This is a genomic window from Gallibacterium genomosp. 1, from assembly GCF_001678575.1.
GTDB lineage: Bacteria > Pseudomonadota > Gammaproteobacteria > Enterobacterales > Pasteurellaceae > Gallibacterium.
On record NZ_JTJP01000036.1, the window covers coordinates 1 to 7036 of the forward strand.

1 protein-coding gene and 1 pseudogene are annotated in these 7036 nt (G+C 41.1%); both read right to left on the bottom strand.

The window, feature by feature from the left end; all coding sequences use genetic code 11:
• Positions 1 to 5209, bottom strand: a 5209-nt coding sequence (locus QV04_RS07275; protein ID WP_231924863.1) for a hypothetical protein, incomplete at its 3' end; no start/stop codon positions are given.
• Between the two features lie 1116 nt (positions 5210 to 6325).
• Positions 6326 to 6817 (bottom strand): annotated as a pseudogene (locus tag QV04_RS11965) (ESPR-type extended signal peptide-containing protein); the annotation flags it as partial.
• Positions 6818 to 7036 lie beyond the last annotated feature (219 nt).

Here is a 7036-nt window from a genome sequence, read left to right on the forward strand (position 1 = left end):
TGGCTGAAGATACATCGCCACTAAAGAACAATGGTGTGTCGGCTAAGTTTTTCAAATCACCAGTAGTGACAACGCTATTTTTATCGATACCATTCGTATCGGCACCAATGCGATTTACATTGTCGATGAAAGTATTCGTACCGCCTTCACCGTTAATAGTACTGCCATTTGGTCCCCCATTACCTACAACGCCATCAATAGCGGATTTCACATTGGAAATCGTACCAGGGTTAGTAGTGCTACCGTCCTTATTAATTACCTTAATGTTGTCGGTTACCTTCTCAGGATCTACTGCCACGGCATCCTTATTTGGCACGCCATTGGTAATGTCTGTATTTTTGTAATAGTTATCACCAATTTTAGTGAGTGCATTACCATCTGTATCCGTATAGGAAATTGGCATGCCCGTCACATCGATATGGAATGCGTGTACGCCGTCTTTAGATGTTGTAATAGCGGATACTTTCGTATTCGCCCCATTAACGACATTAATGGTATCACCAATCCTAACGGTGGTTGCACCAGGGTCAGTTGGTTGTCCAGACGTATTCAATTTGAAACCAGTATCCACTAGGTTTTTCAAATCTTTTGCATTTACTACGATATTTTCGCTAATGCCATTTGTAGGCACACCAATCTTATTCACATTTTCTAAGAAAGTGTTGCTGTCATTGTGATCTGAGTCAACCACTTTACCGCCAATGCCACTTTTCACATTGTCAACAACGATAGAACCGGTGCCATTTGGATTGACGAAATTATTTTTTACATCCACAGGGTTAATATTTTGTACTGACGCACCTGTATTAGGTTGACCATTATCACCAATATCGGATGTATTGTACCAATTACCGCCGCCTTTACCATCGGACACGAATGTTTTATCCGCAATATCCGTTGGGTTGTAGTACTTGCCATCATCGCCACGTACAACATTACCTCCGTCTGCGTCGACTACATCAACTACAGGGTCTACATGGACATTGTAAATAGTATGTCCATCAGTAGCTTGTTTTCTAGTAACGAATGCTTCACCAGTACCCGTTACTTCGGTGCGTGCAGCATCTGTCGCTGCTTTTAAATCACCTACATTGACTGCATTATTCCAAATTGGATTATCAGTTGGATATACGCTGCTATCATCTAAATCGCTCATAGTGATGCGAGTACCGTCAGATTTTTTCAATGCAGAACCCACATTGGATAAGGTTGGTGCATCTTTGCCATCATTTGGATTTACCAATGAAACATTATTAGTAAGTTTCCAGTCTTTATTTTCTTCACCTTGTTTTACTGTTGGGTTTTCGACTGTTGGATTTACTAATTGGTCTGGTTTGTAGAACTTATTTCCTACTTTTACCAATTTCGTACCATTCGCTAACTGGTAGGTGTCGCCTACTTTCGATACATTTTCAGGTGTTGTATTACCATCTTGTTGTACCGTATAAGATACAGGCAAGCCAGTTACGTCAATACTAAAAGTATGCGTTCCCTTTTCGCCACCCATAGCGGAAACTTTTGTATTAGCGCCATCCAAAACTTTAATAGTGTTGTTAAATAGCACTGTTCTCGTTTTATCTGCTTCGGTATGTTCTGTGGTTAAGAAGAAGCCATCATCCAAAGTTGCCACTTCGTGGTTGATAATGCTCTTACCATCAGCACCCGTAGTGGTGTAGGTCAAGCGGTCCATTCCTGCTTGGTTATCATCACTTACTGGTTTACTTGAATCTTTGCCAACATTCGCCGAGTCAGTAACAGATTTAGTGCCACGATCTACAGTCAATATTGCATTAGAACCATTCTTGCCATCAATCGTCACTGTACCGAACTCTTTATCCGTTGCGTTTTGATCAGTTTCTGTACCTTTGGCAATAGTAACAAGGTCTTTTGCGTTATCGCCAGTTTTACCATTCGTTACTTTAACGGTACCGTCTGTTGCTAAACCGTCTTTAGAAAGCTTCGTTTCAGTAGTGCTTGCCGGTTTACCTCCGTTCTTAGGTGTTTGGGTTGTAATAGTTACGCCATCTTGGTTCATAACGGTTGTATTATCACCAGAACCAGTGGTTACCGATGTAAGATTTTGCAATTCCTTAGCCAATTTAATGGTTAAGGTGTCCGTACCGTTGGATACTACGCCGATATTGCCATCTGTTAACTGGGTAACGTCTTTTTGTCCACCAACAATCTTTGTTTTTTCACTTAACTTGCGATCGAATGTGTTCGCTGTTTTTTTATCTTGAGCCACATCTCCTTCAAAGAAAAGCGGTGTTAATGCTACCTTTTGTAGGTCTCTTACGGTAGAGACGGAATTAAGTTTTTCCTCATCCTTCTTAGCACGTATTTGTTCAGCTTCGGTATCTGTAGCCTTTGGATCAACTTGGTCATTAAGCTTAGTCAGATCGTTTATAAACCGATTGGAGCCAGTGTTAGATATTACAGAGCCGTCCTTAATTTCATCAACGTTCGAGCCTGTATCTGCACCGTTGCCGATATTGCTGTCAAATACAGATTTCACATTACTAATCGTGCCTTGATTATTGGTTGTACCATCTTTGTCGATAACCTTAATATTATTTGTTACTTCATCTGCTGGTACATCTTTAGCATTTGTCTTCGGTTTGCCGTTTTCGATATCTGTATTCTTATAATACTTGTCGCCAATCTTGGTAAGTGCATTACCTTGATTATCCGTATAGGAAATAGGCATACCTGTTACATCAATATGGAATGTATGCGTACCATCTTCAGCGGTAATGGCTGACACTTTCGTGTTAGCACCGTCTACTACATTAATGGTATCGCCAATCTTAACGGTGGTTGCACCTGCATTGCCTTGACCAGATGTATTTAGCTTAAAGCCCGTGTCTACGAGATTCTTCAAATCTTTTGCATTTACTACGATATTTTCGCTAATGCCATTTGTAGGCGCACCAATCTTATTCACGTTTTCTAAGAAGGTATTGGCATTATCGTGGGCGGCGTCCTTCACTTCGCCGCCAATGCCGCTAGCTACATCGGTAATCGTTTTGTTACCACCCGTAATGCCATCAGTAGTGAAGGTCGGTGTATTGTTCACCGTATCTCCGTTATTATCCACAAAGCGCACACCATTGCCGTCTACTTTCATAGTAGATGTAGCATTACCATCATCTGTTTTAGTTGTAAGGCTAGTGTACGTTGTGGAATCTAAGCCCATTAAATTCTTCGCCAATTTAACTGTAAGTGTATCGGTGCCGTCAGAAATAACGCCGATGTTGCGGTCTGTTAATTTGTCGGCAATCGCTGTTTTGCGTTGTTCTGCCGTTGCATCAGATTGTAAACCAAGGTCTACGCCACCAATGATTTTCGTTTCTTGGCTTAACTTACGATCGAACTTATTCTTAACATTGTTGTTTTCGCCATCAGCACTATCGCCGGAGAAGAACAAGCCATCATCCATCGTTGCCACTTCGTGGGTTATTACATCATTGCCATCTTTGCTCTTCGTTGTGTATGTAATGCGATCCATCTTAGCAGGGTTGTTTTCGCTAATGTCTTGCTTAGGATTGGTACCGCCGATGTTCTTCGTATCGTCTAAAGAGCTAGTGCCACGGTCAACGGTAATGGTTGCATTGCTACCATTTTTACCATCTAAGCCAATTTTGCCATATTCCTGATCCGTACCAGAACCATCTGTACCTTTGTCGATGGTTACTAGATCTGTTGTTCCATTTGTTACTTTAACGCTTCCATCTGTAGACACTCCACCTTTTCCTACGGTGGTGGAAACTTTTTCTGTTACTGTAGGAGGAGTCGTACTGCCATCGCTCGCTGGTGTTGAAGTTTCTGTTACCACTTTCATACCGCTTGAGTCGATTTTAGTGACTTCAGTAACCTTTTTGCCGTCAACATTCTTCGTTTCGCCACGCAATTCTACGGACTTAAAGCTTGGCTTATCAATGGTGCTAATGCTGAGCTCACCCGGTTTTTGTACTAAACCGATGTTTTTGCCTGCTTTGAAGGTCATCACCTTAGCAGCATCTACAATATAGCCATCCTTTTGCAACTTAGCGTTCCTAGCTTGGTAAGCCTCGTCTGTTTCATCCTCCGCTTTATCAACTTTATAGGCTACTGTGCCATTTGAACCCTCTACGGAACCAGCCTTAGCAATCCATCCTAAGGTAAAAGGAGTATTATCTTCATCTTTTGTGTCGATTTGTCCATCTGGGGTAATGGTTACATTATCGCCTAATGCTTTCTTCAAACTGCCGACTAAGTTACCTAACATTTGGTTAGTGGCAAACAATTGCGATCCATTGATAGCATCCGTTGAGTTAGAACCAATCAAACCCGGTGCTACATTTTGGATACGGCGAGTTTCAAATACGGTGTACGTTGAATCAGAAGACGATGTTTTTGCTTGAATCTCCTTCCATACCTTTTCCTTATCAGCTTGCGATAATGTACTATCCGCGTAAATCTCTTCTTGCGTTGAGTCCGCTGCAAAGTAACGGGTTTGAGATTGTTTGCCTAAATTAATACCATTTTTCATTACTTCGACTTCAACCACTACTGGTACGGTAATAAGAGAACCTACTTTAGTATGATACTTTCTAATTTCATCAATATTCTCAAATTTTTGTTCATAAGTAGAGCCCACACTCACAACACCAACGGTGGAATCACCACCAGCGAAATCGCTACGAACCGCTATTGGTGCACCAATTTGGGTGCCATCATCTTGCCGTTCCAGCATATAAATATAGATAAAATCCTTAGTATAATCCCGCAATGCCCCCTTCGTACTGCTGAGGGATTCGGTTAATTCCATTTTTTCATTACTACCTACTACATCTACTTTGCCTAGCGAACGAGCACGTTTTGAATCTGTTACATAGCCAGCGTGATCGCCAAGGAATACTGAGCCTGAGGTATTGTTAACTTGATCGTTTTCATCGGCTTTAGCAATATGAATATTATTCCCTAAAGCAACAACACGGTCATTAGCAATGCTACCGCTACTACCGATTAAAATGGAATTGTTCCCTGTAATGTTGCCATAACTACCAATGAGGGTAGAGTCTTTACCGGACACGGCATTGTAGTTAATATTATTACCATCTTGTTTACCAAAGCCTAGGGCCAACGAGTTTTCCCCGGTTACTTGGCTAAAGGCACCTAAGGCTACGGCATTGTTGGCTTGTACATTGGTATGGGAACCGATGGCCATACTATTGTTAAAAGAGTTACCCTTTGTACCCTCTGTACCCTCTGTACCTACATGTGCATTACCACCCATAGCCATCGAATTAGTACCATTTGCCAATGTTTTACCGCCATAAGCAATAGCATCGTTAGAAATAGCTTTAGCAAAATCACCAACCGCCATAGAGCGATCCCCTTGTGCCAAGATTTGACGCCCAATACCTAAAGCACCGTTACCATCGACGAAGGAATATTTTTTCAAGTAAGTCTCACGAAAGGCTTTTTTGGCAGCTGCCAAACTCTCTTCAGCAGCTTTCACGTCAGCTTCTAGTGTTTCCTTATCGCTAGTTGAATCACTCTTCAATTTCTCCTTTGCAGCGTACAAGGTTTCTTCCATGTCCATGATTTTACCCATATCTTTGGCATAGTCAGACTTATCTTTTTTAGAAAGATCTGCTGTCATTTCCCCCGTTGCCAAACCAATGGCACTGTCTCCACGCACTTGAGTGTAGCTACCAACACCCAGCGCATTTTTCCCCTCTACAATAAAGCCACCGGGATCACTGCTACCGGCACCATAGTTATTATATTTAGGTAAGGTTCCATCTTTTTCCCATCTAAAATCTGTTTTTCCTTTATATTGTTCATCCCCTGCAATATCAGTACTAAGTACCTGCTTTAATACCTTGTATTCTGGTGGCAATTCCCAATCACGACCATAAAACTCTTTTTCTCTACCTTTTTTGCGAGAGCCATCTTCAAACTCATAACCACTACCTTTACCAATGGCAATAGCACCATCAGTTAAGGACTGTACGCCACTACCAATAGCTACACTATTATTGCCCATAGCACGGGAATAGGTACCAATAATACTCGAACGACTGCCATATGCCACATTATAGGCACCTACAATAACACTGTTTCCACCTGGGGCTGCTTCTTTATCTACTCCTTTTTTATCAGGAGTTTTAGATTTTGTCGTTAAGACTCTATTGTTCACCAAGTCAGGATCGGGTACCCCAATAATATTGCGTCGCCCAATGGATACACCAGAGTAACCAAATACACTCGTAGAAGTACCAATACCAATCGAGTCATTTCCTTGTACGATATTATATGAACCTTTATTCGTGGTTGACTGATTCCCTAATGCAATACTTCTATCGCCACTCGCTACGGTTTTATTACCAATCGCGATTTTACCATCGCTTTGAGTAACAGAACCACTTGCATCACCAGCATGAGCATCCGTACCAATAGCAATGGTATTATTTTGAAGAACCTTGCTGTCTTTTCCTAGTGATATAGTCCCAGTTGGATACGTGCCCTCATTAGGATCAATAGAGCTTATGTTCCCACCCACTGCATAGGATGCTAGCACTTGACTCTCATCTTCTTTTTTAACAATTTTGATTGTGCCTGTAGCATCATCATATTTAACTACAACTTCTTGCTCTGCCGCTAATGCCACACTACTAAGGAAAGTGGCTAATAAGCCAGTCATAAAAAGTTTAGCAATCTGCTTTCCAGCCTTAACTTTACATTTACCACCACGGCTAGACGCTAATTCAGACACAATTTCATAGCGATTTTTATTGCGATTAAATATAACTTTATAGATCTTGTTCATGGCTTATCGCCTCCTTAAATTTTTTAAATTCCTTAAAAATGTTTAATGGATACACTATTGAACTCGCCTTTTTATCCTTTTAATGGCGAATATGTGTTCCATTTGAAGTGTTTTTTACTTCGCTTTTTGTTGTTTTTTGTGTAAGTATTCTGTAAACATTAAAATAAAAGGTAAATTAAAACATAAATTCACTTTACTTATAGAAGTGCGGGGGGGGGG